Below are 25,755 nucleotides of genomic sequence, written 5' to 3'. Positions count from 1 at the left end.
GGCCGGCGTCACAGCGGCCCTTCCCCTCCAAGGAGTCCGAGGAAGGCTGGTCCTTCCTCGGCTCCGTTTTTCGATAGGCCCAGCGACCATTCCGCATGACCGAGGAGCCAGTCGCGGTAGGCGATCTCGGCGTTCTTCTCGCTGCCGCCGGGGACGACCGACAAGAAGTAGTCGATCTCTGAGAGCTCGTACTCGGCGTGGCACAGCGGGAACAGGTGCGGCAACGCCAAGGACTCGGCGCCGCTGACCGGCCGGGTCGCGGTGTAGCCGTGCAGGAACGACCGAAGCTGGCGCTCGGGGACGTTCGCCGGGCCGCCGTCGCGCAGGCCGACCCAGTCCACGGCGAACCGCTCGACGGCGATGGCCAGGTCGTAGGCGGCGGTGGTGCGGTCGGCGAGGCCGAAATCGAGGACCGAGGCGAGCATCAGGGTGTGACCGTCGCCCTCCCACAGCAGGTTCGTACCGTGCCAGTCGTTGTGGGTCCACAGCGGTGCGAGGTCGTCGAGGAACGGCGCCAGGCGCCGGTGGAACGGGAGCATGAGGCGCTCGACGTCGGAGCGCCAATCGCGGGCCGCCAGGAAGTCGGCGAGCTGCGGGCGCTGGTCTGCGATCAGCTCGATGGCCGCGATCGGATCGGCCGAACCGAAGATCGAGAACCCTGATTTCAACGGCCGCCAGGGCCGAGCCGGGGCGTCGTAGCCTTCGGCGGCGGTGTGCAGGCGGCCCAGCATCACGCCGGCCTCGCCGGGATGGAGCGGCTGATAGGGCGACCAGGAGAAGCTGCTCTGATACAGATCCTCGCCGGCGCCGACTTCCTGGACCTCGTAGAGGAAGTCGCCACGGACTGCGGCGGTGCGGGCTTCGGGGACCGGGATGCCGCGCTCGCGGAGGTGGTCCATGAAGCCGTGTTCCTCGGCCAGAGCCTCGGGGGTGCGCAGGGCCAAGGGCAACCGCTTCACGATCTGGTGCTGTCCATCGGCCAGGAGGACGCGGGCTGTCGTGGACAGCGGACGCGGGCTGCGCCACTCGATCTCGGCGATCTCCTCGCCGAGCACGGCTTCGACCTCCTCAGAGGTCAGGCTCGGCCAGTCGCGGCGGACGACCTCTTCGCTGCCCATGCCGAACACGAGGTCGTCGCCGTCCTGGCTCACGCGGTGCGCCGCCGGTCGAGCGCCACGATCGCGCCGGTGGCCAGCGCCGCGGCGGCGAAGGAGTACAGCGAGGCCGAGGCCCACCAGCCGGGGTGGACGTGGAGCCAGTCCTGGACGTGCATCCAGCCGTGCGCCCACCAGTCCACCGAGCCCGGGTTCAGGACCTGGTAGACCACGAAGCCCAGGGCCCACGGCAGCAGCATCGCCGGACGGGCCGGGGAGCGCTCGGTCAGGTCCCAGCGGCCCTGGCGTCCGCGGCCGAGAAAGTAGTCGACGCCGAGCACCGCGGCCAGCGGCACGAACACCGAGCCGATCAGCCCCAGGAAGTTCGCGAAGCCGCCGAGGTCGTGGACGAACAGCGCGATCACCGTCACCAGCGCGCCGACCCCGCCGGCCAGGATCCGCCGGTCCACCCGGGGCAGCAGGTTCTGGATCGACATCGCGGTGGAGTACACGTTCGCGAACGACTGGTCCGACTCGCGCAGCACCAGCACCAGAAAGAAGAGCCAGCCGGCGGTCACGCCGAGCATGGTGTGGAAGACGTCGGCGTCCGGCGCCTGCAGCAGCGCCACGATGCCGATCGCGTAGCACCAGAACTGCGTGATGCTGTAGCCCAGGACCGCCGCGCCGCCGGCCTGGCGGGAGCTGCGGGCGTGCCGCATGTAGTCGGCGGCCATCGGCAGGAACGACACCGACAGCGCGAGCGCGGCGTCCACGGCCGGGAAGAAGCCGCTCCAGGAGGTGCCGGTCTGGTGCGGGATCGGGTTCCGCAGCAGCTGGACCGTGAAGTAGAGCATGGCGACGGCGACCGCGCCGGTCACGTACTTGCGCAGGACGCGCAGGACCGCCAGCGGCCAGATCGCCATCGAGGTGCACAGCGCCCCGGCGGCGAGCACCACCAGCGGGCGGGGGATGCCGTGGGTGTGGGGCATGGCGTCCACGCCCTGCACGATGACCGTGATCTCGTACACGCCCCAGCCGATGAGCTGGAAGATGTTCGCCAGGCTCGGCAGCCAGGACAGCTTGGTGCCGAACAGCCCGCGCAGCACCGCCATTGCCGGCGCCCCGGTGCGGGTGCCGACCACGCCGGCCAGCGCGGTCATCATCATGCCGACGACCGTGCCCAGCGCGAGCGCCAGCAGGGAGGCCGGGACCGGCAGCGGCGAGTAGCCGGTGGGGATCAGGATCACGGCGGCGGAGGAGAACCCGATCAGGCTGACGCCCAGGTTCGCCCAGAACGCGGCCTGGTCGCTGAAGGACAGAGTGCGCGGCGCCTCGGTGGTGAGGTGCAGCGGCGCCTCGGCGGCGGGGGCGGCTTCGGCCGGCGTGGTGGTGGTCGTCATGGCGTGATTCATAGTACGGGGCGCGTGTACCGCTGTTCGAAGGGTGATCAGCGACGATGGCGCCCGCGATCGGCGACGTAGGCTGGAGCTGTGCCGCCGACGATCGCCTCCCTGCTCGCCGACCGACCTCTGGGCCTGCGTCTGCTCACCGCCGAAGGGCCGGCCGGGGACACCTCGCGCGAGGTGCGGTGGGTGCACACCACCGAGCTGAACGACCCGGCGCCGTTCCTGGAAGGCGGCGAACTGCTGCTGACCACCGGGCTGCGGCTGGCCGACCCCGGGTTCGACCTCGAGGCCTTCCTGTCGGGACTGGTACGCGCCGGGGTCGCCGGGCTGGGGTTCGGCGTCGGGCTCAACAACGCCGCGGTCCCGGATCGGTTCGTCGCCGCGGCGTCGGCGCACGGCCTGCCGGTCCTGGAGGTACCGAAAGCCACGCCGTTCATCGCGATCGCGAAGTCGGTGTCGAAGGCGCTGGCGGTCGAGGAGTACCGCGCCCTCACCGAGGGGTATCGGACGCAGCAGGAACTGGTGAAGTCGGCGCTGGCGCACGAGCCGCAGCGCTCCCTGGTCCGCTCGCTGGTGCGCGGGCTCGGGCCCGGAGCGTGGGCGATTCTGGCCGGCGCGGACGGCGCGGTTCTGCACAGCGCGGGACCGGTACCCGGCCTGGACCTGGCGCCGGAGCTGGCCCGGCTGCGCGGCGGGACGCTGCCCAGCAGCGCGTCGATCCTCACCGAATCAGGGCACGTCGAGGTGCACGCGCTCGGGGCGGGCAAGCGGGTCATGGGCTTCCTGACCGTCGGGCTGCTGGAGCGCACGAGCGGGCCGGACACGACCGGCCGCCAGATCCTGGCCGTCGCGCTCACCCTGCTCACGCTCGGGGTCGAGCAGCCGACCAAGGACGTGACGGTCGCCGAGCTGACGCTGCGCCGCGCAGTGGTGCGGCTGCTGCTGGCCGGATACGTGGATGCGGCGTACGAAGCCGCGGGGGAGCTGCGCGTGCCATTGCCGCCGGAACCGGTGCGGATCGCGCGCGACTCCGTGCGCGACGAGGCGGTGTCGGACCGCGTGTTCGTGCTCGAAGAGGACGGCGAGCGCGTGCTGGTCGCCCCGGCCGACTTCGAGGGCTTCACCGGCGGCGTCTCGGACGCGATCGGCTATGCGGACTTCGGGCGCGGCTACCGGCAGGCCGGCGAGGCGCTGGCGACCGCGCGCAAGAGCGGACGGCCGACGGTGTACTTCGCGGAGTCCGGCTCGGGACTGGAGTCGCTGTTCGCGGACCAGGGCGTCCGCGACTTCGCAGCCGGGCTGCTGCGGCCGCTGGTCGAGGCGGACCGCGCCGAACTGGTGCCGACGCTGCGTGCCTGGCTGTCGCACAACGGTCAGTGGGACTCCGCGGCTGCGGAGCTGGGGGTGCACCGGCACACGGTGCGGGCTCGGATCGCGCGGGCCGGGGAGCTGTTGGACAAGGATCTGACCGCCAACGACTCGGCGGATGCGCGGATGGAGCTGTGGTTCGCGCTGCGGGTGCGCGAGGGGCACTAGGCCGCAAGGCAGTAGGCAGGCCGTATGCGCCGACCGGAAATGCGGTCGCGTCGCAGTTCTCGGAAGTGATTAGGTCGGGGGATGGCCGTCCAGCTTGTCGCCCTCTGCATCGACGCGCACGACCCGCTCCGGCTCGCCCGCTTCTGGGCCGGGGTCTTGGGCTGGGAACAGGCCGATGACCCCGAAGGCATCGCGCTGAACCCCAACGACGACACGGGATTCCGGCTGCGCTTCCTGCCGTCAGAGGCGGAGAAGGTCCAGCAGAACCAGATGCACTTCGACCTGACGAGCGCGTCCCCGGAGATGCAGCGGCAGACCGTCGCTCGGGCGCTGGAACTCGGCGGTCGGCACCACGACGTGGGTCAGGGCCCGGATGCGACGCATGTGGTGCTCGCCGATCCGGAGGGCAACGAGTTCTGCGTGATCGCGGCGGGCAACAAGTTCCTCGCCGAATGCGGCTTCGTCGGAGCGCTGGCGAGCGACGGTTCGCAGGAGGTGGGCTACTTCTGGAGCCGAGTGCTGGACTGGCCTCTGGTCTGGGACCAGGACCAGGAGACCGCGATCCGGTCCCCGCACGGCGGTCCGAAGATCACCTGGGGCGGTCCGCCGTTCGCCGCGAAGCCCGGACGAAACCGGCTGCGCTTCGACCTCGCCGTCGTCGGCGATCGCCAAGCCGGCAGCGGATTGAATACGGAGCTTGACCGCCTGGTGTCGCTCGGCGCCGCCCGCACCGGCGCCGCTCCCGGTCCGCTCGGCGAGGTGGAGATGACCGACCCCGACGGCAACGAGTTCACCGTGTGGCCCTGATGGCGCAGCCTGTCTTCCGGACTGGCCATCGCGTACACCAGCGCCGCCGCCCGCCCGCGCCTACTCTGAGTCCCATGACTGAGCAGGCAACGCCCTTCTGGATCGCGGGTAAGCAGGTCACGGGAACCGACAGCTACGAGGTGCGCTCGCCGTACGACGGCCGCCTGGTGGCGACGGTCTCGGTGCCGACCGAGGAGCAGGTGGAGCAGGCGGTGGAGGCGGCCGTCGCGGCCGCCAAGGAGACCGCCGACCAGCCCGCCTTCGTCCGAGCGGCCGCGCTGGACCACGTCTCGCGCCGGATCGCCGAGCGCGCCGAGGAGATCGCGGCGCTGATCACCGCCGAGAACGGCAAGCCGCTGAAATGGGCCAAGGCCGAGGTCGGCCGCGCCGTCTCGGTCTTCCGCTGGGCCGCCGAGGAGGCGCGCCGCTTCAACGGCGAGATGCAGCGCCTGGACACCGACGCCAACGCCGCCGGCCGCACCGCCATCACCCGGCGCTTCCCGCGCGGGCCGGTGCTGGGCATCGCGCCGTTCAACTTCCCGCTGAACCTGGTGGCGCACAAGGTCGCCCCGGCGATCGCGGTCGGCGCGCCGATCGTGCTCAAGCCGGCGCCGGCCACCCCGCTCAGCGCCCTGCTGCTCGGCGAGCTGCTGGCCGAGACCGACCTGCCGGCCGGCTCCTGGTCGGTGCTGCCGGTGCCGAACGGCCGGATGACCGGGCTCACCGCCGACCCGCGGCTGCCGGTGGTCAGCTTCACCGGCTCCGGCCCGGTCGGCGAGATGATCCAGGCCGCGGTCCCGCACAAGCACGTCACCCTGGAGCTCGGCGGCAACGCCGCGGCCGTGGTGATGGCCGACTACTCCTCGGAGAAGGACCTGGACTGGGCCGCGCAGCGGATCGCAGCCTTCTCCAACTACCAGGCCGGGCAGTCCTGCATCTCGGTGCAGCGGGTCTTCGCCGACCGCGCGGTCTACGACAAGCTGGTCGAGAAGGTCGTCGCGGCCGTCGAGGCGCAGAAGACCGGCGACCCGGCCGACGGCGCGACCGACGTCGGCCCGATGATCAGCACCGCCGCCGCCGAGCGCGTCGAGGCCTGGGTCGAGGAGGCCGTCGGCGCCGGCGCCACGCTGCTGACCGGCGGCGTCCGCGACGGCGCCAGCTACGAGCCGACCGTCATCGCCGGCGCCCCGGCGCGCTCCAAGGTGGTGACCGAGGAGGTCTTCGGCCCGGTGCTGGTGGTGCGCGCCTTCGACGGCGCGGACGAGGCGGTCCGCCTGGTCAACGACTCGCAGTTCGGCCTTCAGGCCGGCGTCTTCACCAACGACCTGCACACCGCGTTCCGGATGCACCGCGATCTGGAGGTCGGCGGGGTCATCATCGGCGACGCTCCTAGTTTCCGCGCGGACCAAATGCCGTACGGTGGTGTGAAGGGCTCCGGTGTGGGCCGCGAAGGCGTCAGGTACGCCATGGAGGACTACACATATGAGCGCGTACTGGTGCTGACCGGGATCGACCTGTAGCGATCCCCGGCGGCAGACCAGGACACGCTCGGCCCCCTGATCCGGTTCCCTCACCGGGATCAGGGGGCCGTTTCCGTGCCGGGCAGATCGCTACGCCTGGATTCCCGCCGCCCGCGCGTCGGCGTGCACGCCCTCGTGGAACGACGGGTACTGCGGCTGCCACCCGAGCTGGTCCTTGGCCTTGGCGTTGCTGACGATCCAGCGGCCGGTGATGAAGCAGTGCAGGTACGGCATCGGCTTGGTCAGCCAGGCCGGGACGGTGCGCGGGGTCTTGGTCCCGAAGTCCTTCGCGATCTCCAGGGCGACGTCCGCGAACGGCGCCGGGGCGTCGTCCACGACGTTGTACGCCTCGCCGCCCTTGCCGCGCTCCACCGCGGCCACGGTCGCGCTCGCCGCGTCGGCGAGGTGGACGAAGGAGTTGGTGCCGGCCTTGACGAGCGGCATCTTGCCGGCCTGCAGGCCCTCCACATAGGCGTTCGTCGCCGGGCCGCCGTAGAACAGGCCGTAGCGCAATGCGATGCCGTCTATGCCGGGCTCGGAGAAGGCGATCTGCTCGTTGCGCAGCATCGCTTCGCCGTGACGGGCGAACGCCCTGCGCGGGGAAGGCCCGAAGAAGGCGTCCTCGGTGATGCGGCCGGGACCGAGGTCGCCGTATCCGTAGCCGAAGATCATCGACTGGGTCAGGAAGCGGGTGGCGCCGGTCGCCTTGGCCGCCGCCATCAAGTTCTCGGTGCCGACCGTGCGCAGGGTGTTGGTGACGTCCATGTCCTTGTTGCGCATCGGCGGCTTCTTCAGGGCTGTCAGCTGGCTGATGACGGCGTCGAAGTGGTGGCCCTCGACCGCCGCGAGCAGCTCGGCGCGGTCCATGACGTCGGCGACGACCGTGCCGGCGCCCATCGCCTCGATGGCGCGGACTCCGTCCGGGGTGCGGGTGATGCCGACGACTTCGTGGCCCGCGTCGATCAGGGCCGGAGTGAGGACGCGGCCGAAGACGCCGCTGGCACCGGCGAGCAGGATACGCATGGTGAGCTCCTTGGAATCGGCGGGCGGCGCTTCTCGGCCGCTGTCGATGGCAAGGACGGGCTCGGTCCCGGATCTGTGACACGTGCCCGTGTGTCCTGGCTCACACTCTGTTACCGCAGGTCAGGGTGGGTCAGCCCGAGCCGGGGCGGCTCGGGCTGACGCGGCGAGCCTCAGCCCGCGTCACCCTCCAGCTCGCGCACCCCGCTGAGCTTCTCGGGGTTGGCCATGGCGAAGACCGTGCGGATCCTGCCGTCCTCGGCCAGGTCCAGCGAGTAGACGTAGAGCACCTTGTCGTCGGCGAACGCGATGATCGCCGGATCGCCGTTGACTCCGGCCGGCGAGATCTCGATACGGATGTTCACGCCGTCTTCGATGTACTTCGCGTACTTCGTGGCGATGCCCATCAGGAACCGGGCCACGTGGTCCAGGCCGACCACCGGACGCGTCGCCGCGGTGACCACGCCGCCGCCGTCGGAGATGACCGTGACCTCCGGGGACAGCAACTCCAGCAGCGGCGCGACGTCGCCGCCGACGCACGCCGCCAGGAAGCGCTCGGCGATGCCGTGCCGCTTCACGTCGTCCAGCGGGTAGCGCGGGCGCTTGTCGTGGACGTGGGCGCGGGCCCGGACCAGCAGCTGGCGCACCGCGGCCTCGGTGCGGTCCAGCATCGCGGCGATCTCGGCGAAGCTGTAGTCGAAGGCCTCGCGCAGCACGAACACGGCGCGCTCCAGCGGCGAGAGCGTCTCCATCACCAGCAGCATGGCCAGCGAGACGGTGTCGTCCAGGACCACGCGGTCGGCGGCGTCCGGGGCGCTGTCGGCGCCGTCCCGGGTCAGCACCGGCTCCGGGAGCCAGGGCCCGACGTAGGACTCCTTGCGGGTCTGCGCCTTGCGGAGCTGGTCGATGGCCAGCCGGGTCGTCACGGTGACCAGGAAGGCCTTCGGGTCCTCGACCGAGGCGTAGTCGGCGGCGCTCCAGCGCAGCCACGCGTCCTGCACGACGTCCTCGGCGTCGCTCCAGCGGCCGAGCACGCGGTAGGCCACGGACGTCAGCAGCCTGCGGTGGTCGTTGAAGGCCTCGGCGGCTTCGGCGTCGTCCCACGTAGGAAGGTCCTGCTCCACGCCGACCAGCCTATTACCACGGTGGGCATGGACGCTTGGCGCCCTCGGGCTTACCGTGCGCGCATGCCAGCTGAGAAGAAGATCGCGATGGTGACCGGCGGGGCGAGCGGGATCGGCCGGGCGACCGCGGAGCTGTTCGCGGCGCGGGGCGCGGCGGCGGTCGTGGTGGTGGACCGGACCGACACCGGGGAGTATTCGGGACCGGAGACGGTCGAGCTGATCCGGAAGGCCGGCGGCACGGCGCTGTTCGTGCGCGCGGACGTGTCGGTGGAGGCGGAGGTCGAGGCGGCTGTCGGCGCTGCCGTCGCCGAGTACGGCCGGCTGGACGCCGCGGTGAACTGCGCCGGGGTCGCCGGGACCGGGGCGAAGATCGGGGACACCGCGCTGGAGGACTGGAACCGGGTCCTGGGCGTCAACCTGACCGGGGTGTTCCTGTCGCTGAAGCACGAGATCCGCGCGATGCTGCCGAACCGGTCCGGGACGATCGTGAACATCGCGTCGGCCGCGGGGCTGGTCGCGGTGCCGTACCTGTCGCCGTACTGCTCGTCGAAGCACGGCGTGCTCGGGCTGACGAAGACCGCGGCCCGCGAGTACCGGAACGCCGGGCTGCGGATCAACGCGATCTGTCCCGGCGTCGTCGACACCCCGATGATCCACACCTCGGCGCAGGAGCGGCCGGCGGTGAACATGCAGGCGCGGGAGAACACCGGCGGATTCGTGGGGCAGCCGGAGCAGATAGCCACGGCGGCGGTGTGGCTGTGCTCGCCGGAGGCGTCGTTCGTCAACGGCGAGTCCATGGTCGTCGACGGCGGCACGATCACGCGGTAGAGCGGCGCCGGTCGGGGGTCGGTAGCGTGTGGGCATGCGCATAGACCTGCACGCCCACACCACCGCCTCCGACGGGACCTTCGAGCCGGCCGAGCTGGTCGGGATGGCCGAGGCGGCCGGCCTGACCGTGGTGGCGATCACCGACCACGACGGCACCGCCGGCTGGTCCGAGGCGCGTCGGGCGCTGCGCTACGGTCACGAGGCCGGGGTCTGGTCGCATATCCAGAACGTCGTGCCGGGCGTGGAGATCTCGTGCAAGATCCACGGGATCGGCCTGCACCTGCTCGGGTACATGTTCGACCCCGAGCACCCGGAGCTGGCCGCCGCGCTGGCCGAGATCCGCGAGTCCCGGACGCACCGCGCCGAGGCGATGGTGGTGAAGGCGCGCGAGCTCGGCGCGCCGATCACCTGGGAGCGCGTCCAGGAGATCGCCGACGGCGGCGTGGTGGGACGCCCGCACGTGGCCTCGGCCCTCGTCGAGGCGGGCGTGGTGACCTCGGTCGACGCGGCGTTCACCCCGGACTGGCTCGGCGAGGGCGGCCGCGCGCGGGTGGAGAAGCTGGACATGGCGCCGGTCCAGGCGATCGCGCTGGTCAAGGCGGCCGGCGGCGTGACGGTGATGGCGCATCCGATGGCCTGGCGGCGCGGTCCGGTGGTGTCCGAGGCGGACATCGCGGCGTTCGCCGAGGCCGGGATGGACGGCATCGAGATGAACCACCCGGACCACGGACCGAAGGAGCGCGACCAGGTGCGTGCCCTGGCGAAGGAGCTGGGACTGCTGACCACCGGCTCCTCGGACTGGCACGGTTCGCGCAAGACGACGCGGCTCGGCGCCGAGACCACGGACCCTGAGGTGTACGAGGAGCTGGTGGCGCGGTCGAGCGGGACTCAGCCGTTCTGAGCGGGCTGGTTCGACTCAGCCGTCTGAATCGGCTGCGCTGAAGCTGGTCGTCCTGAGTCAGTCGTTCCGAATCAGCTGTTCCGAATCAGCCGTTCCGCGCCCAGAAATCGACGAGCAGCTGCGCGGTCGCCGGCGGGTTCTCGGCGGCGGGGGAGTGCGCGGCGTCCTCGATCAGCACGAGGTCGGTCCCCAGCTGCGTGGCCATCTCCTTCTGCAACTGGACCGGCCACGCGTCGTCGCCGACCCCCGCCGCGACCAGGAGCGGCAGACCGGCGGCGGCGAGTTCGGCGGTCCGGTCGACGGCGCTCAGGATCGAGGTGCCCATGCCGGCGAGCATCGCGGTGCCGTTGTTCTCGAAACGCTGCTGCAGGAAGGCGCGGACCGCCGGGTCGCGGTGCTGCGGCGCGCCCTCGGCGACGGAGATCTTCTGCATCTCGGCCCAGATCTCGGCCGAGGTCATGAATCCGGCGGCGGCGACCAGGAGCGTCGCCTGCTCGGCGGAGCGACCGGGGATGGCGGCCGGACCGGAGTCCAGGAGCGCGAGGCTGCGGACGCGGCCGACGTGGGACAGGGCGTATTCGCGTGCCACGAGGCCGCCGAAGGAGTGGCCCATGATGTGCACCGAGGCCGAGGTGTCGTCGGTGAGCCCGTCGATGACGTCGGCCAGGTCGGCGGCGAGCTGCGGGAGCGTGTACGCGCTCGGATCCTCCGGCCCGGCCGACTCGTTCTGTCCTCGCTGATCGAGGGACACGACCTCGTAGCCGGCCTCCGCGAGCGGCGTCATGACCGCGATGAAGTCTTCCTTCGACCCGGTGAAACCGGGCACCAGCACCGCTGCCCCGAGCCGGGTCACCCCGGCGGGCGGGGTCGCGCGGAGCGCGGCGAGCGGCCCGCCCGCGGTCGGCAGCTGGACCGCGACGGTGAAAGGCGGCAGGTCGACGAAGGGCGGCGTGCTCATGGGGATGAGATTAGTTGACCGGCGGCGGGCGTCGCAGAACCGGCTCCGGTATCAGGACTTCGGGACGCGGCGGAAAAGCCGGCGGCCCGAGCCTCGTGATGAGGTCTCGGGCCGTCGGCCGGGGTGACTTTAGGAGTTGTAGTTGCCGGTCACCGCGACGCCGGTGGCGGTGAGGCCCTCGGCGTCGGCGAGGGCGCGGCGGGTGCGCTTGGGCTTGCCGGGGTCGGCTGCGCCCACGCTCACCTCGACGGTCTCCGCGACCGCGGTGGCCGACCGGCCGCGGGACCGCGTGCGCTTCGGCTCGGCGGTCTCCTCGACGGCGGTGGCGGTGTCAGCGGTCTGCTCGGCCGCGTTGGCGCGGCTGCGCGGGCCCGCCTGCTTCGGCAGGGTGACCTCGGCGGTGGCCGGCTCGGTGACGAGCGCGGCTTCCTCGGTCTGCTCGGCCTCCGGCTTCCGGCTGCGCGAACGGGTCCGCTTCGGCTTCTCGGACTCCTCCGCGCTCGGCAGAGCCGCGGTGTCGGCCTCGGCCTCGGCGGTGGCGTCGGCAGTGGCGTCGGTGGCGATGCTGCTCGCCTCGGCGGCGTTCGCCCGGCTCCGGGTCCGCGTGCGCTTCGGCTTCTCGGTCTCGTCGGTGCTCGACGGGGCGGTCGCGGGGTCGGCGTCGGCGGTCACCGGGGTGGTGTCCGCGACGTCGGCGGCGACGGCGCTCGTCTCGTCCGCGTTCGACCGGGTGCGGGTCCGCGTGCGCTTCGGCTTCTCAGCCTCGTCTGCGGCGGTCTCGATGACAGCGCTGGCGTCGGCGACGGCGACAGTGCCAGCCTCGGCGGACTCGGTCGCCATGGTGTCGAGCTTGGCTCCGCCGCGGCTGCGCGTCCGGGTGCGGCTGCGCTTCGGCCGCTCGGCGCCGGACGTGTCGTCCAGCACCTCGTCGGCTGCGTCCGAGGCGGTCAGCGCGTCCTCGGCGCCCACCATCTCGTCGCCGCCGCGGCGGGCGCCGCGGGTGCGCACCCGCTCTCGCTTGGGGCGGGCGGGCCGCTCGGCGGTGCGCGTCGTGGTGGTGGCACGGGCCCGCGCGCCGGCGCCGCGGCCGGTCTCACCCAGGTCCTCGACCTCCTCGGCGGCCAGGCCGGCGCGGGTCTGTTCGGACTTCAGCAGCCGGCCCTTGGCGTCGGCCGGGATGCCGAGCTCCTTGAAGAACCACTCCGAGGTCGAGTAGGTCTCGCGCGGCTCGTGGAAGTCGAGTCCGAGGGTCTTGTTGATCAGGTTCCAGCGCGGGACCTCGTCCCAGTCCACGAAGGTGACGGCGATGCCCGACGCGCCCGCGCGGCCGGTCCGGCCGATGCGGTGCAGGTAGGTCTTGTCGTCCTCGGGGCACTGGAAGTTGACCACGTGCGTGACGCCTTCGACGTCGATGCCGCGGGCCGCCACGTCGGTGGCCACCAGGACGTCGACCTTGCCGTTGCGGAAGGCGCGCAGCGCCTGCTCGCGGGCGCCCTGGCCGAGGTCGCCGTGGACCGCGGCGGCGGCGTAGCCGCGCGATTCCAGCTCCTCGGCGACCTTCGCGGCGGTGCGCTTGGTGCGGCAGAAGACCATGGTCAGGCCGCGGCCCTCGGCCTGCAGCATGCGGGCCAGCATCTCGGTCTTGTCCAGCGCGTGCGCGCGGTAGATCCACTGGGTGGTGTTGGCGACGGTGGTGCCGGTGTCGTGCGGGTCGGCGGCCCGGATGTGCGTCGGGCGGCTCATGTACTGCCGCGCCAGCGCGATGACCTGGCCGGGCATGGTCGCCGAGAACAGCAGGGTCTGGCGGTCCTTCGGGACCTGGGTGACGATCCGCTCGACGTCCGGCAGGAAGCCGAGGTCCAGCATCTCGTCGGCCTCGTCCAGGACCAGCATGCGCACCCCGGACAGGTCCAGGTGGCCCTGCTTGGCCAGGTCGAGCAGCCGGCCGGGGGTGCCGACGACCAGGTCGACGCCCGCGGACAGCGCGGCGATCTGCGGCTCGTAGGCGCGTCCGCCGTAGACGGACTGCACGCGGGCGGCCATCACCTTGCCGGCGGCGGCCAGGTCCTCGGTGACCTGGACGGCCAGCTCGCGGGTCGGCACGACCACCAGGCCGAGCGGCCGGCCCGGGATGCCGACCGGCACCGGGCCGGAGGGCTTGCGGCCGCGCCCGCGGGGACGGCGTCCGCCGCCGCGTGCGGAGCCGGCGCCGGTCGCGGCGGGAGCCGTGGCGGTGTCGGCGTCAGGGGTGGCGGCGTCGGTGTCGGCCTCGGCCGGCACGGCGGCCTCGTCCAGCGTCCCGACGGCGGCGTTCTCCGCGGCGGCCGCGGCGATGGCGAGCTCGCGCACCATCCGCTGCAGGACCGGGATGCCGAACGCCAGCGTCTTGCCGGTGCCGGTCTTCGCCTGGCCGATCACGTCGGCGCCGGTGAGCGCGACGGGGATGGTCGCGGCCTGGATCGGGAACGGCGTGATGATGCCGCCGGCCGACAGGGCCTCGGCGATCCGCTCGTCCACGCCCAGGTCGCGGAAGGTCTTCTCGACGACCTCGGGCGTGGCCTCGGGGGCCGCCTCGGCGGTCGTCTCGGGGGTGGTGACCTCGGCGGAGGTCTCGGGGGTGGTCTCGGCCGTGCCGGGACCTTCGTCGATGTCGTTCGTGACAGCGCTGATGATGTATGCCTCTTCTGTTGAGCGGCAACTGCGCGAGGGGCCAGCACGGTGCTAGGTGTGCTGCTTGCGTACGTGCTCGCGTCGACCCCGGTGATCAGACTTCCGGAGGAGCGAGCGACCTCGCGGCTTTGTGGGGATCCACGGTGGATCCGGTCTGCCGCAGTGGGTCGGAGCCGATCGGGCCACCGACCGGGCATCCTGCTAGTCACGGACAGTGTACCCGACGGAAAAGACCTGAATACACTGCCCCTATGACTTCCCCGGCGACAGCCATGTCCTATGAGATCGCGGTCACTGACTTTCTGGGATTGGTCGCATACGGAGAGCTCACGGCGTTCGAGCGCCTCGCCGCCGACTCCGGACTGGCACCGACTCTGGACGGCAAAGCCCAGGTCGCAGGCATGGCGGCGGCGGAATTCGACCACTTCCGGCGGGTCCGGGACCGGCTGACCGAACTCGGCGCCGACCCGACCGAGGCGATGGAGCCCTTCGCCGCCCCGGTCGACGCCTTCCACGAGCACACCAAGCCCTCGGGGTGGCTGGAATCACTGGTCAAGGCCTACATCGGCGACACGCTCACCGCGGACTTCTACCGCGAGGCGGCGCGCTACCTGGACCCGGAATCGCGGACGGTGGTCGAGGGCGTGCTGGAGGACCTGGGACACAGCGCGTTCGTCGTGGAACACGTGCGCGCGGCCATCGAGAAGGACCCGAAGATCGCCGGCCGACTGGCCCTGTGGGGTCGCCGGATTATGGGGGAAGCACTTACACAGGCGCAGCACATCGCGGCTCGGCGCGCGGCGTTGGCGGCGCTCTTGGCCGGGCTGCTGTCGGCGCCGGACTGCGACACGGCGGTGGATCTGGCCGAGGTCGGGAAGATGCTGACGCGGCTGACCGAGGCGCATGGGGCGCGGATGGCGACGCTGGGGCTCAGCGCCTAAAAGACTTCGCGGGTCAGCACGGAAAAGCGCCGCTCGGGGGAGCGGCGCGATTGTTCGGCACGGCCGACGGCTCAGGATCCCTCGCCCTCGCCTCTGGTCCGCTGCCAGCTCGTGATGGCCATGACCAGCAGTGCGGCCAGGGCGACGCCGAGCAGGGTGGCGACGAGGGTGTGCCCGTCGCCGAGGATCGCGTGGATGACGGAGCCGCCGCCGACCGCCCCGACCACGCCGACGACCGCGGTCATCCAGGTCGCCATCGGGGTGCCGTCCTTGACGACGGCGCGGCCCAGGGCGCCGATGCCCAGCCCCAGGGCCGCCAGCCACAGCAGTGTGAAAAAGGACATACGCCCCTTTTACCCCACCGGCACCGTGCGAATCGGGTCAGATCGCCCCGAAGCCGACGCGGCGGCCGGTGGGCTCGCCGAGCTCGACATAGGCGATCTTGCTCCCCGGGATCAGGACCTTGCGGTCCTTCTCGTCGGCCAGGGTCAGGACGCCGCCGTCCTTGAGCGCGGCGGCGACCGCGGCCTCGACCTCTTCGGCGGACAGGTTGGACTCCAGGTTCAGCTCGCGGGCCGTGTGCTGGATGCCGATCTTGATTTCCACGAAGGCTTCCTTAAGTGCTCGAGTGCAGGGGCGGCCGTGCCGGAACGCCGGCGGGTGTCCCGCCGACGGTCCAAGCGTGCCAGCTATCTAGACAGAATCCTTGCGCGGGAAGTTCCCGATGCCGCGCCACGCCAGCTGCGACACGATCCGTGCCGCGGCGTCGCGGGGGATCTGGCCGCCGCCGCTGGACAGCCAGTACCGGGCCGTGACGTGCGCGATCCCGGTCAGGCCGACGGCCAGGAGCATCGACTCCTCGTCCGACAGGCCGGTGTCGGTCGCGATGACGTCGCGGATCGCCTCGGCGCACTCCTGGGTGACGCGCTGGGTGCGCTCGCGGACCGCCGCCTCGTTGTTCAGATCGGACTCGAAGACCAGGCGGAAGGCGCCGCTCTCGTGCTCGACGTAGTCGAAGTAGGCGCCGATGGTCGCGGCCACGCGCAGCTTGTTGTCGGTGGTGGAGTCCAGGGCGAGGCGGACCTGGGTGACCAGGGCGTCGCAGTGTTTGTCCAGCAGCGCCAGGTAGAGCTCGAGCTTGCCCGGGAAGTGCTGGTAGAGCACCGGCTTGCTGACACCCGCGCGCTCGGCGATGTCGTCCATCGCGGCGGCGTGGTAGCCCTGCGCGACGAAGACCTCCTCGGCCGCACCGAGGAGCTGGTTGCGGCGGGCGCTCCGAGGCAGCCGGGCGGACCGTTGCCGGGACGTGGCGCTGTCGGCGTAGGCGGCGTCGGTAGTGGTCATGGTCAGCAGTCTACGCGCGAGTAGGTTGTTTCCACCCGGACGGACCGGAACCGGATCGCGAGGGGAACCCCGTACCGATCACGCTCGGGATCCCGCCGCCGATCACGGCGCCGTTTCCGCCGCCGACCCCGCCCCTCGGCCGGGATCTCGGTAAATGGACGAGCGGTCCGGGAATCGAGCAGGGCGTGCGACGGTTGTCGTTGGATGCCGCGGATTACCCCAGGCGCCTCGAAGACTTCTCTGGGAGCTGTTGTGAGCAACCTACCCCCGCTGGTCGAGCCGGCCGCCGACCTGACCGTGGAAGAGGTGCGCCGCTACTCGCGCCACCTGATCATCCCCGACGTGGGCATGGCCGGCCAGAAGCGGCTGAAGAACGCCAAGGTCCTGTGCGTCGGCGCCGGAGGGCTGGGCTCCCCGACGCTGCTGTACCTGGCCGCCGCCGGCGTCGGCACGCTGGGCATCGTCGAGTTCGACGTGGTCGACGAGTCCAACCTGCAGCGCCAGGTCATCCACGGCCAGAGCGACATCGGCCGCTCCAAGGCCGAGTCCGCGCGCGACTCGATCACGGAGATCAACCCCCTGGTGCGGGTCAACCTGCACGAGGAGCGCCTGGACTCCACGAACGTGATGGAGCTGTTCGCGCAGTACGACCTGATCGTCGACGGCACGGACAACTTCGCGACCCGCTACCTGGTCAACGACGCCTGCGTCCTGCTGAACAAGCCCTACGTCTGGGGCTCGATCTACCGCTTCGACGGCCAGGCCTCGGTCTTCTGGTCCGAGTACGGACCGTGCTACCGCTGCCTGTACCCCGAGCCCCCGCCGCCGGGCATGGTCCCCAGCTGCGCCGAGGGCGGCGTCCTGGGCGTCCTGTGCGCCTCCATCGGCTCCATCCAGGTGAACGAGGCCATCAAGCTCCTGGCCGGCATCGGCGAACCGCTGGTCGGCCGCCTGATGATCTACGACGCCCTGGAGATGACCTACCGCCAGGTGAAGGTCCGCAAGGACCCCGACTGCGCGGTCTGCGGCGAGCACCCGACCGTCACCGAGCTGATCGACTACGAGGCCTTCTGCGGCGCCATCTCCGAAGAGGCGGCCGACGCGGCCAAGGACTCGACCATCACCGTCACCCAGCTCAAGGAGTGGCTCGACACCGACGAGAAGATCCAGCTCATCGACGTCCGCGAGCCCAACGAGTACGAGATCGTCAACATCCCCGGCGCCACCCTGATCCCCAAGGGCGAGTTCCTCATGGGCACCGCCCTGGAGAAGCTCGACCCGACCAAGCGCATCGTCCTCCACTGCAAGAGCGGCGTGCGCAGCGCCGAAGCCCTCGCCGTCGTCCACGCGGCAGGCTACAAGGACGCCGTCCACGTCGGCGGCGGCGTGCTGGCTTGGGTGAACCAGATCGAGCCGGAGAAGCCTTCGTACTGATTGGCCTGATCGTCGCGCTTTGCCAAGAAGTCGGCCGCCGCCTCACTCGTGAGGCGGCGGCCGACTTCTTCTTGAGTTTCGTGACCGACTCGATCAGAGCTGGAGCTACAGCTCCCCACGCCTCGTCATGTAGTTGTACGCGATCCAGCCGGGTAGGACCGGCAGCCAGAAGGTCATGAGGCGGAACAGCAGGACGGCTGTGGTGGCCAGGCCGGTGTCGAGGCGGCCGAAGGTGGTCAGGGCGCCGATGAGGGCGCCTTCTACGCCGCCTACGCCGCCGGGGGTGGGGACGATGGAGCCGGCGGCTTGGGCGGTGAGGAAGACCACTGCTACGACGGCGAAGTTGATTTTGGCTGCTCGGTCGTCTGTGGCGGCGGCCTGGATGGAGGCCCAGAGGGCGAAGATGTAGAGGAGGGAGAGGATCACGGTGCCGCCGAGGCCTCGGGCGAGCTTGATGGGGTTCTGGGCGACGTCCATCAGGCGGGGGAGGATGCCGGCTACGAGGGGGCGGAGGCGGTTCACAGCGAAGCGGCGGAGTTGGGGGATGGTCGCGATCAGGAGGACCAGGAGGGCCAGGGCCAGGATGATGGCGATCAGGGTGGCGCTGGAGGCGTGGGAGCCGCCGCCGCTGTTGTCTCCGGAGCTGCCGGCGATGACGCCGAAGATCAGGATCAGCAGGAGGTGCTGGACCAGGCCCATGATCTGCTGGGCGCCGACTGCTGTCACCGCTGCGCGGGTCGGGAGGCCGGTGCGCTGGAGGTAGCGCGTGTTCACCGCGACGCCGCCGACTGCTGCCGGGGCGACCAGGGTGACGAAGGAGGCCGCCACCTGGGACAGGATCGTGCGTCCCCAGCTCAGCTTCTCTGGGACGAAGCCGTCCAGGGCCATTGCTGCGGCGACGTACGTCGCGACCGAGGCCAGCGCCACTGCGGCGGTCCACCACCAGTTCACGGCGGTGAGGCCGGACCAGGAGTAGTTCGACGCCAGCAGCAGGTACGCCGCGAGGGACAGGCCGACCGCGGAGAACAGGGCGCGCGGGCCGAACCGCTCCAGCTTCACCGGCTCCGGCTCGACCGAGGGGTGCAGTGCCTGGACCGCCTCCTGGAGGTTGTTCAGCAGTCCCTTCGACTTCTTCAGTGCGGCGCGGGTGTTGCGGGTCAGGATCACCGGTTGCAGCATCGGCAGGGCCGCGGCGACGTTGTCCTCGCCGAGGCGGGCCACGCCGGCGGCGACGCTGCGCTCGTGGCCGAAGTACAGGCTGGTCACGGTCAGCATCTCGGCGGTGTCCAGGCGGCGCGACAGCGTGCCCGCCGCGACCTCGCCGAGGCGCAGGTCGGTCAGCCAGGGCTGGCCGTCGTCGTCGATCAGGAAGGCGTGCGCCGACAGCCGGCGGTGCGCCAGCTGGTGCTCGTGGAGCTCGGCGAGCATCGACCAGAGCTGGCTGAGCAGCTCGTCGGTGAGTTCGCCCTCCTCCAACTGCTCCAGGGTGCGGCCCGGGACCAGCTCGTAGGCCAGCATGCCGGTGTCCGGTCCGAGGTCGCGCACGGCCAGCAGCCGGGGGGTGCGGATGTCGGCGGCGGTGACCGCGTAGGACATCAGCGCCTCCTGCTCCAGCATGCGGCGCAGGCTCAGCAGGTTGCGGCGCTGCGCCGGGCCGCGCAGCCGGGCGCGGCGGTAGAGCCGGTAGACCAGTCCGGCTGCCTGCTGGTCGCGGTCCAGCACGATGGCGTCGACGTCGCCGTGTCCGGCGGTGGCCACCGCGTAGCGCCGCACGTCCTCGGTGTCCGGCACGCGGCGGCACGACAGCGGGTCCAGCCGGGCGTCGGACAGAGCTTGATGGACCGCCTCGCCGGTGGGCCGGTCGTTGATCACCCCGCGGGCCCAGCGCCAGCCGAAGGCCACCAGGCGGCCCAGCAGCACGGTCTCGGCCAGGCTGATGATCGTCGCGTCGCCCTGGATCAGGGTGACCACGCCGTAGGCGATCAGCGCGATCCAGGTCGCGGTCTGGAAGTTGTGCCGGTTGGAGAACCCGATGATCGTCAGATACGCCACGACGGTCGTCAGGTAGATGTGGAACGCCGCGGTGTCCCCGGCGGCGTTGGTCGGCAGCGTCAGCGCGTCGCGGATGGCCTTCGGCGTGTGCGGCGAGGAGACGATGGCGTTCAGCCCGACCGCGGCCAGGTAGGCCATCGCCGCGGCCAGCACCGAGTCCACCACGCGCCGGGAGTCGCGCCGCAGCAACCGGTCGATCGCCAGCACGATGGGAACCACCGCGAGCAGAATCGACGTCACCGCCAGTACGAGACCCAACGGGAGTTTCTGGTCGGCGGACAGCTTGGAGATGTCCGATTCCGCGCCTCGGGTGGTGCCGCCGGCGACCATCCCGATGAGGAAGAACAGGAGCATGAACACGAAGCTGGCCACCGCGCGGAGCAGGTCCGCCGGGCGCCGTATGCGGCGTGGCTCTGGGGGTTCGTCGATGACCGGCGCGGGCAGCGCCGAACCGGGATTCAGCAGGCGCGCGCCGAGCGGGCCTGAGCTATCCTCGGTTCCGGATTCCCGCGGCGTACCGGGGCCGCCCGACCCGGCGGAGGGCAGGCTGACGGCAGGCGTGGCGGCCTCGACCGGACCTGGTCGGGCCGGCGAGGCGGTGCCGGGCTCCCCTGCCACTGTCCACCTGTCTTCTGCTCTTGTAGTCGTCTTGCGCCGTGCCGGACACAAGGACGATAGTCCCTGGCGCCCCGCGAGTGCGGCGACTGTGGTTGATCGTCCCACGAGGGGGTTCCCCCGGGCACGGCGGATTACCTCGACAGGAGTGATGGACGTGACCAAACCACCCGAACTGCCTCCGTACGTGGAGCGGGTGTTCGACGTGGTGGACCGGATCCCGCCAGGCCGGGTGATGGCCTACGGCGAGGTCGCCGAATGGCTCGGCGAGGGCGGTCCGCGCCAGGTCGGGACGGCCATGGCCAAGTACGGCGGCGGGTCCCCGTGGTGGCGCGTGGTGCGCAGCGACGGCGGTTTCCTGCCCGGGCACGAGCGCGAGGCGCTGGCCAACTACCGCGAGGAGGGCACCCCGCTGAAGCCCGACGGCGGCCGGGTCGACATGGTCCGTGCACGCTGGTGGCCTGCGGAAGACGGGACCGTCGGAAGCGGCGCGATGGACGAGGTGCCCAGCGACTTCGCCGCGGAGTAGAGGACCGGGTAAGTAGGGGGTCTTCCCTTAAGAAGCTGGGATCTTTCCTCTAGAAGAGGAAGAGAACGCGCAGCCCAGGCGGACTCAGTCCCCGTCCCCGGGCGCGACCAGCCCGGTCTCGTAAGCGACCACCACAGCCTGCGCCCGGTCGCGGAGTGACAGTTTGGTAAAGATGTGGGCGACATGGGTCTTCACGGTCGCTTCCGACAGCACCAGACGTGCCGCGAGCTCGGTGTTCGACAGCCCGCGTCCCATCAGCGCCAGGATCTCCCGCTCGCGCGGCGTCAGCGCCGCCAGGTCGCGGTGGACCGCTGGGGACGCCTTCGCGCCGCCCGCGTCCTCGGCGGGCGGCGCCGCGAACTTCTCCACCAGCCGCCGCGTGATCGACGGCGCCAGCAGCGCGTCCCCGGTGTCGACCAGTCGCACGCTGGCGACCAGGTGCTCGGGGGTGACGTCCTTCAGCAGGAAGCCGGAGGCGCCGGCGGCCAGCGCGTCGTAGACGTACTTGTCCAGATCGAACGTGGTGAGCATGAGGATCCGGATCGCCGGGTCGGCGGCCAGGATCCGGCGCGCCGCCTCCAGGCCGTCCAGGTTCGGCATGCGGATGTCCATCAGGACCACGTCGGGCTTCAGCCGCGCGGCGGCTTCGACCGCCTCGAGTCCGTCGGAGGCCTCGCCGGCGACCTCGATGCCGTTGGCGGTCAGGATCATGCGGAAACCGGTGCGGACCAGGACCTGGTCGTCGGCTATCAGGACTCGGGGATTCATGGTTCGTCCAAAGGTATCTTCGCGCGGACCCGGAAACCACCGCCGAGGCGCCGCCGGGCGTCGAGGTCGCCGCCGTAGACCGCGACGCGTTCCTTCAAGCCCGTCAGGCCGCGGCCGGTACCGATCCTCTCGCCGCCGCGAGGTGCGGGTTCGGTGCCGACCTCGTCCAGCGAGCCGTGGCCCGCGGTGAGGATCTCGATGCGCAGGTAGCGGTCGTCGTAGCGGATGGTCAGCGCGGCGTCGCGGCCGCCGTGCTTGAGGGCGTTGGTCAGGGCTTCCTGCACGATCCGGTACGCGGTCGAGTCGATGCCGCCGGGCAGCGGACGCGGCTCGCCGGAGATGCGGGCGTCCACCGGCAGCCCGGCGAAGGCGATCTTGTCGACGAGTGCTGAGAGCCGGGACAGGGTCGGCTGCGGCGCCAGGGCGGGATCGGCGCCGGCGCCGGGCTGGTCGCGGCCGTCCGCCGCCGGAGCCAGGACGCCGAGCAGGTGCCGCAGCTCGGTCATGGTCGCGCGACCCGCGCTCTCCACGGCCAGCAGCGCGTCTTCGGCGACTCCGGACGCAGCCGGTTCCTCGGCGGTCGCGCTCTGCGCCGGGGCGGCTGCCAGCACCTGCCGGGCCGCGCCGGCCTGAATCAGCATCATGCTCACGTTGTGGCTGACGATGTCGTGCAGCTCCCGGGCGATCCGTGACCGCTCGAGGTCCACGGCCTGCTGCGCGGCGCTCTCCCGCTCGCGTTCCAGCAGCCAGCCGCGCTCCTCGATGGCGCGGGTGTACCTCCCGCGTTCGCGGCGGAGGAGCACCGCTAGCCGGCTCGCGGCCGCGCCCGCCGCGCCTGCCACGAGCAGCGCCCCCACCAGCACCCACAGCATGTCTACATCTCCAGGATGAGAGGCCCGGACGATTACCACCACGGACCGATCCGCCGCGGTGCCGCCCCACCTTACGTTGATCACATGACCGCTACCGCCGCCGAGTCCGCAGGGACCTCCGGGCCCGTCGAGCCCGCGTCCGTGTCCGCGTCCGTGTCCGAGTCCGGATCCGCCTCCGGGCCCGCCGGGCCGATCGTCCGCCTCGACGCCATCCGCAAGGACTTCGGGGACACCGCCGCCCTCGACGGCGTCACCCTGCACATCCGCCAGGGCGAGGCTGTCGCCGTCATGGGCCCGTCCGGCTGCGGCAAGTCCACGCTGCTGAACCTGGTCGCCGGGCTGGACCGGCCCAGCTCCGGCCGGGTCGTCGTGCACGGCGAAGACCTCGGCGCGCTGTCGGAGACCGGTCTGGCGCTGTTCCGCCGCCGCCGGATCGGGATGATCTTCCAGTTCTTCAACCTCATCGACGACCTGCCCGCGCTGGACAACGTCGCGCTGACCGCGCAGCTCGCCGGGGTCCCGGCGGGGCAGGCGCGGCGCCGGGCGCTGGAGCTGCTGGGCGAGCTGGGCATCGCCGACCGCAAGAACGCCTACCCGCAGCAGCTGTCCGGCGGCGAGCGCCAGCGCGTCGCGGTGGCCCGGGCCTTGATGAACCGGCCGGCGCTGCTGCTGGCCGACGAGCCGACCGGCGCGCTGGACAGCCGCTCCGGCGAGCAGGTGATGGATCTGCTGATCGACCTGAACCAGCTCGGGCAGACCCTGCTGATGGTGACCCACGACCAGCGCCTGGCGACCCGCTGCGCCAGCCGCCTGGTCGAGGTCGCCGACGGCCGGATCGTGGCCGAGCGCGCGCTGGAGAGGACCGCGTGAGCGTCATGAGGCTGAGATTCGCCAAGGGACCGGTCTGGCGCGCCTCGCGGGCCGCCGTGCGCCGGCGCAAGGTGCAGACCTTCGTCATCGGGCTCGTGGTCGCCCTGTCCGCGATGAGCGCGGTGCTCGGCCTGGGGCTGCTCCAGGCCTCGAACGGGCCTTTCGAGCAGGCCTTCCGGCAGCAGCATGGAGCGCACGCCGTCGTCGCCTTCGACGGCGCCAAGACCACCGCGCAGCAGCTCGCCGCCACCGCGCATGCCACCGGGGTCGCCAGCGCGGCCGGACCTTTCGAGTCCGCGCAGGTCAGTGTGCAGATGGGCCCGAACCGGGGCGGTCTGACGGAGCTGACCGTGGTCGGCCGGCCGCGGCCCGGACCCGGCGACGTCGACCGCGTCCACCTGTGGCGCGGCCGCTGGCCGAGCGCGCCGGGCGAGATCGTGCTGAACGCGCCGGGGGGCGAGCCGCTCCCCGGGCCGCCCGGACGGGACGTCGCCACCATCACCGGACCTGGCCTGCCGACCTTCACCGTCGTCGGCTACGCGTACTCGGTATCGCAGACCGCGGACGCCTGGGTCGCGCCGGCTCAGATGAGCGCGCTGCACCCGGACCATCTGCAGATGCTCTACCGCTTCGCCCACGCCGGCAGCGACGCCGAGGTCAAGGCGGACGTGGCGTCCGCGACCGCCGGGCTGCCGTCCGGCACCCTCACCGGGTTCCAGTCCTGGCGCACCAGCCGCGCCGAGATGCTGGCCAAGCTGGAGAGCCTGCTGCCGATGGTGATCGCCTTCGGCGTGCTGGCGCTGGCCGTCGCGGTGCTGATCGTGCTGAACGTGGTCAGCGGCGCCGTGGTCTCCGGATACAAGGACATCGGGGTCTACAAGACCATCGGCTTCACTCCGCGCCAGGTGGTGCGGGTGTACGTGGCGACCATGGCGGTGCCGGCGGTCGCCGGGACGGTGATCGGGCTGCCGATCGGCGCGGTGCTGGCCGGGCCGCTGATGGAGAAGGCGTTCAGTTCGCTCGGCGGGCAGCCCGGGATCAGCCTGTCGGCGCTCGCGGCGTGTCTGATCGGAGTGCCGCTGCTGGTGGCCCTGTCGGCGTACGTTCCGGCGGGGCGCGCGGCGGGGATGTCGGCGATCTCTGCGATCTCCGCGGGCTCGGCGCCCAAGCGCGGCCGGGGGTTGAAGGTGCAGCGCAAGCTGGCCGGCTCGCGGCTGCCGCGCCCGGTGAGCATGGGCCTGGGACTGCCCTTCGCCCGGCCCGCTCGCAGCGCCCTGACCTTCGCGGCGGTGCTGCTCGGGGTGACCACCGTGGTCTTCGCCAACGGCCTGGCGCGCACTTTGAGCGATGCCAGCAGGGCTTCGGACCGGGTCGGTGCGGTGGCCATCGACATCGGCCACGATCAGGCGAAGCCGGTCACCCTGGATCCAGCCGCCTTGGAGCAGGCGATGCGCGGGGTCGCAGGGGTCGACGGCGTGGCGCCCCAGGCGGGCGCCATGGTCGGGGTGGCCGGGATGACCAGCGAGGTCAACGTCCAGTTCTACGGCGGTGACTCGGCGAAGATGGGCTGGACCATGCTCAAGGGCCACTGGCTCGACGGTCCGCACCAGATCGTCGCCCCGGCGCGGTTCCTGAACCTGCACCACCTGGCGATCGGGCAGACCCTGACCGTGGAGTCGGACGGCCGCACCGCGAAGGGCGTCATCGTCGGCGAGGACATCACCGGCGGGGACAGCATGTTCTACGCCGACTGGAGCACCTTGCGGCAGCTGTCGCCGGGACGTCAGGCCGACGGGTTCGAGGTACACGCCGCGGCGGGCACCGACCGGCAGGCGCTGGCCGCCGAGCTGCGGGCGCTGGACCCGGCCTGGGACGTCACCGTCCGCGACTACGGCGACCCCAACGTCGGACTGCGGGTCTTCGCAGCGGTCATCACCGTGATCCTGAGCCTGGTCGCCGCCCTCGGCGTGTTCAACACCGTGCTGCTCACCACCCGGGAGCGCCGCCGCGATCTGGGGATGCTGAAGTCGGTGGGCATGACCCCGCGCCAGGTGGTGGGGATGATCGTGACCTCGATGGGGCTGCTGGGGGTGCTCGGCGGGATCGCCGGCCTGCCGCTGGGCTACGGCCTGCACGCGCTGATCGTCTCGGTGAGCGCCAAGGCCCAGGGCATCGACCTCGCGCCGAGCATGGTGCACGTCTACACGGTGCCGCTGCTGGCCTGGATGTTCCTGGCCGGGGTCGGGATCGCGGTGCTCGGGGCGCTGGTCCCGGCGCGGTCCGCGGCGCGCGCGTCGATCTCCGAGGTGCTCCGCAGCGAATGACCGCCGCCACAAAGGAGTGAGCCGGCAAAGGCGGAGGGCCCGGGGGCGATCCCGCGGGCCCTACGCCCATAGGGCATGATCGGCGCGCAGGCAAGATCCCTTGCCGAATCGGGCGTGACAGTCGGTGGTCTGTGTTGTCATA

At 71.6% G+C, this 25,755-nt stretch carries 22 protein-coding genes; 10 read left to right on the top strand and 12 right to left on the bottom strand.

The annotated features are described in order from the left end of the window. Nucleotides 1-8: 8 nt before the first annotated feature. Together CACI_RS38695 and CACI_RS38690 are read right to left on the bottom strand one after the other, a co-directional pair. A complete protein-coding gene (locus tag CACI_RS38695) occupies nt 9-1,151 on the bottom strand; it encodes a phosphotransferase enzyme family protein (RefSeq protein ID WP_015796379.1) in 1,143 nt (380 codons plus the stop codon). Next, entirely contained in the window at nt 1,148-2,494 is a 1,347-nt protein-coding gene (locus tag CACI_RS38690; RefSeq protein ID WP_143765562.1) for a purine-cytosine permease family protein, read from the bottom strand. Before CACI_RS38690 ends, CACI_RS38695 begins: the two co-directional genes overlap by 4 nt. A 90-nt stretch (nt 2,495-2,584) precedes the next feature. Between CACI_RS38690 and CACI_RS38685 the strand changes: the two genes are divergently transcribed. The 3 genes from CACI_RS38685 to CACI_RS38675 all read left to right on the top strand — a co-directional run bounded on the left by CACI_RS38685 (nt 2,585) and on the right by CACI_RS38675 (nt 6,363). Further along, nucleotides 2,585-4,036 (top strand): PucR family transcriptional regulator, encoded by a 1,452-nt coding sequence (locus tag CACI_RS38685; RefSeq protein WP_015796377.1) that lies wholly within the window; start codon nt 2,585-2,587, stop codon nt 4,034-4,036. A gap of 81 nt (nt 4,037-4,117) precedes the next feature. Further along, nucleotides 4,118-4,843, top strand: a complete 726-nt coding sequence (locus tag CACI_RS38680; protein WP_015796376.1) for a VOC family protein — start codon at nt 4,118-4,120, stop codon at nt 4,841-4,843. 74 nt (nt 4,844-4,917) lie between these two features. Beyond that, nucleotides 4,918-6,363, top strand: a complete 1,446-nt coding sequence (locus CACI_RS38675) for an aldehyde dehydrogenase family protein (RefSeq protein WP_015796375.1) — start codon at nt 4,918-4,920, stop codon at nt 6,361-6,363. Nucleotides 6,364-6,453: 90 nt separating this feature from the next. On the opposite strand, the gene CACI_RS38670 is transcribed toward CACI_RS38675, so the two are convergent. Continuing rightward, complete coding sequence (locus tag CACI_RS38670; RefSeq protein ID WP_015796374.1) at nt 6,454-7,386, bottom strand: NAD-dependent epimerase/dehydratase family protein; 933 nt, start codon at nt 7,384-7,386, stop codon at nt 6,454-6,456. Between the two features lie 170 nt (nt 7,387-7,556). Next, the gene (sigJ, locus tag CACI_RS38665) at nt 7,557-8,507 is read right to left on the bottom strand and encodes an RNA polymerase sigma factor SigJ (protein WP_015796373.1); all 951 of its coding nucleotides are present in this window, start codon (nt 8,505-8,507) and stop codon (nt 7,557-7,559) included. Nucleotides 8,508-8,570: 63 nt separating this feature from the next. On the opposite strand from sigJ, the gene CACI_RS38660 reads away from it, so the two are divergent. Continuing rightward, on the top strand, nt 8,571-9,335 hold the full coding sequence (locus CACI_RS38660) for an SDR family oxidoreductase (RefSeq protein ID WP_015796372.1): 765 nt from the start codon (nt 8,571-8,573) through the stop codon (nt 9,333-9,335). A 34-nt stretch (nt 9,336-9,369) separates the two neighbouring features. Further along, entirely contained in the window at nt 9,370-10,236 is an 867-nt protein-coding gene (locus CACI_RS38655; protein WP_015796371.1) for a PHP domain-containing protein, read from the top strand. 85 nt (nt 10,237-10,321) lie between these two features. Here the strand turns inward: CACI_RS38655 and CACI_RS38650 are convergent, their stop codons facing one another. Together CACI_RS38650 and CACI_RS53185 are read right to left on the bottom strand one after the other, a co-directional pair. Next, on the bottom strand, nt 10,322-11,194 hold the full coding sequence (locus CACI_RS38650; protein WP_015796370.1) for an alpha/beta fold hydrolase: 873 nt from the start codon (nt 11,192-11,194) through the stop codon (nt 10,322-10,324). A gap of 129 nt (nt 11,195-11,323) precedes the next feature. Then, nucleotides 11,324-13,711 (bottom strand): DEAD/DEAH box helicase, encoded by a 2,388-nt coding sequence (locus CACI_RS53185; protein ID WP_015796369.1) that lies wholly within the window; start codon nt 13,709-13,711, stop codon nt 11,324-11,326. A gap of 404 nt (nt 13,712-14,115) precedes the next feature. On the opposite strand from CACI_RS53185, the gene CACI_RS38640 reads away from it, so the two are divergent. Beyond that, on the top strand, nt 14,116-14,805 hold the full coding sequence (locus CACI_RS38640; protein WP_143765561.1) for a ferritin-like fold-containing protein: 690 nt from the start codon (nt 14,116-14,118) through the stop codon (nt 14,803-14,805). A 71-nt stretch (nt 14,806-14,876) separates the two neighbouring features. On the opposite strand, the gene CACI_RS38635 is transcribed toward CACI_RS38640, so the two are convergent. The 3 genes from CACI_RS38635 to CACI_RS38625 all read right to left on the bottom strand — a co-directional run bounded on the left by CACI_RS38635 (nt 14,877) and on the right by CACI_RS38625 (nt 16,149). Next, a complete protein-coding gene (locus tag CACI_RS38635; protein ID WP_015796367.1) occupies nt 14,877-15,149 on the bottom strand; it encodes a hypothetical protein in 273 nt (90 codons plus the stop codon). A gap of 37 nt (nt 15,150-15,186) precedes the next feature. Further along, a complete protein-coding gene (locus tag CACI_RS38630; protein ID WP_015796366.1) occupies nt 15,187-15,411 on the bottom strand; it encodes a DUF3107 domain-containing protein in 225 nt (74 codons plus the stop codon). An 87-nt stretch (nt 15,412-15,498) separates the two neighbouring features. Further along, nucleotides 15,499-16,149, bottom strand: a complete 651-nt coding sequence (locus CACI_RS38625; RefSeq protein WP_015796365.1) for a TetR/AcrR family transcriptional regulator — start codon at nt 16,147-16,149, stop codon at nt 15,499-15,501. 252 nt (nt 16,150-16,401) lie between these two features. Here CACI_RS38625 and moeZ point away from each other — a divergent pair, with 252 nt between their 5' ends. After that, the gene (gene moeZ, locus CACI_RS38620; protein WP_015796364.1) at nt 16,402-17,583 is read left to right on the top strand and encodes an adenylyltransferase/sulfurtransferase MoeZ; all 1,182 of its coding nucleotides are present in this window, start codon (nt 16,402-16,404) and stop codon (nt 17,581-17,583) included. A 105-nt stretch (nt 17,584-17,688) separates the two neighbouring features. On the opposite strand, the gene CACI_RS38615 is transcribed toward moeZ, so the two are convergent. Next, entirely contained in the window at nt 17,689-20,253 is a 2,565-nt protein-coding gene (locus CACI_RS38615; protein ID WP_015796363.1) for a lysylphosphatidylglycerol synthase transmembrane domain-containing protein, read from the bottom strand. Between the two features lie 148 nt (nt 20,254-20,401). Between CACI_RS38615 and CACI_RS38610 the strand changes: the two genes are divergently transcribed. Beyond that, on the top strand, nt 20,402-20,779 hold the full coding sequence (locus tag CACI_RS38610; protein ID WP_049871854.1) for an MGMT family protein: 378 nt from the start codon (nt 20,402-20,404) through the stop codon (nt 20,777-20,779). Between the two features lie 84 nt (nt 20,780-20,863). On the opposite strand, the gene CACI_RS38605 is transcribed toward CACI_RS38610, so the two are convergent. Both CACI_RS38605 and CACI_RS38600 read right to left on the bottom strand, forming a co-directional pair. Beyond that, on the bottom strand, nt 20,864-21,547 hold the full coding sequence (locus CACI_RS38605; RefSeq protein WP_015796361.1) for a response regulator: 684 nt from the start codon (nt 21,545-21,547) through the stop codon (nt 20,864-20,866). Further along, nucleotides 21,544-22,419, bottom strand: coding sequence for a sensor histidine kinase (locus CACI_RS38600; RefSeq protein WP_015796360.1), 876 nt, complete (start codon nt 22,417-22,419; stop codon nt 21,544-21,546). The genes CACI_RS38605 and CACI_RS38600 overlap by 4 nt, the downstream gene beginning before the upstream one ends. An 84-nt stretch (nt 22,420-22,503) precedes the next feature. Between CACI_RS38600 and CACI_RS38595 the strand changes: the two genes are divergently transcribed. Both CACI_RS38595 and CACI_RS38590 read left to right on the top strand, forming a co-directional pair. After that, nucleotides 22,504-23,289 (top strand): ABC transporter ATP-binding protein, encoded by a 786-nt coding sequence (locus tag CACI_RS38595; protein ID WP_015796359.1) that lies wholly within the window; start codon nt 22,504-22,506, stop codon nt 23,287-23,289. 5 nt (nt 23,290-23,294) lie between these two features. Beyond that, nucleotides 23,295-25,613 (top strand): ABC transporter permease, encoded by a 2,319-nt coding sequence (locus CACI_RS38590; RefSeq protein WP_041543489.1) that lies wholly within the window; start codon nt 23,295-23,297, stop codon nt 25,611-25,613. Nucleotides 25,614-25,755: the final 142 nt, after the last annotated feature.

This window comes from Catenulispora acidiphila DSM 44928, from assembly GCF_000024025.1.
Classification (GTDB): domain Bacteria; phylum Actinomycetota; class Actinomycetes; order Streptomycetales; family Catenulisporaceae; genus Catenulispora; species Catenulispora acidiphila.
Note: the sequence above shows the minus strand (reverse complement) of the source record. Positions and strands in the feature narration are given on the sequence as shown.